The 657-nt window shown below is 51.1% G+C and carries 1 protein-coding gene and 1 pseudogene; both read right to left on the reverse strand.

The window, feature by feature from the left end:
• On the reverse strand, positions 1–500 hold a 500-nt coding region (locus tag BRO54_RS18890), incomplete at its 3' end, for an ATP-binding protein (protein WP_074044859.1).
• A pseudogene (locus BRO54_RS20950) lies at positions 497–657 on the reverse strand (IS21 family transposase); the annotation flags it as partial. The gene BRO54_RS18890 and the pseudogene BRO54_RS20950, both read right to left, overlap by 4 nt.

A 657-nucleotide genomic window follows, 5' to 3' on the forward strand; every position in this document is an offset into this window, starting at 1 on the left:
GGTACATAGCCGAGTTCGTCCAAAATCAACAGCTCGCATGTGTCGATTTGCCGTTTGAGCCGTCCGAGGGTGCCGTCTTTTAACGCCTCTTCGAGCTGGGCGACAAGATCGGCGACACGGAAAAACCGAACTTCATGGCCCCGTTCACACGCTTTTAATCCTAATGCGGTGGCGAGATGGGTTTTTCCTGTTCCCGGCGAACCTAAAAGCAGGACGTTCTGTTTTTGCTCCAAAAAGCGAAGGTCGCAAAGTTCTTCCTTCGAGGTCGTGGTCGGCCAATGAATCTGATCCGACCATTCGTAATCTTTGAGCCATTTCAACTCCCGGAACTTCGCCTTCTTGATCAATCGAGCCTGTTTTGCTTTCTGACGGAACGACAGCTCCAACGCCAACACATCACGCAAAAACTGTTCCTTGGTCTCGTAGGCCACCTCCTCGAATCGATCCGCGATGTACGCCAAATGCAGGGCTTTACAAATCTCTTTTAAATCCATCTTCATGCCCGGCTTCCCCCTTCCCTTGACGGACAAAGACGTTGATCATACACATGTAAATCGGTTTCATAGTCGACTAAAACGGAAGGGGTATAGGCTTCTTCCCATTTCGCGGGATACTCCGAACGCTTCGCCTCCATCAACACCCCGATCTCATGGGGCG

Source organism: Geobacillus proteiniphilus, from assembly GCF_001908025.1.
GTDB lineage: Bacteria > Bacillota > Bacilli > Bacillales > Anoxybacillaceae > Geobacillus > Geobacillus proteiniphilus.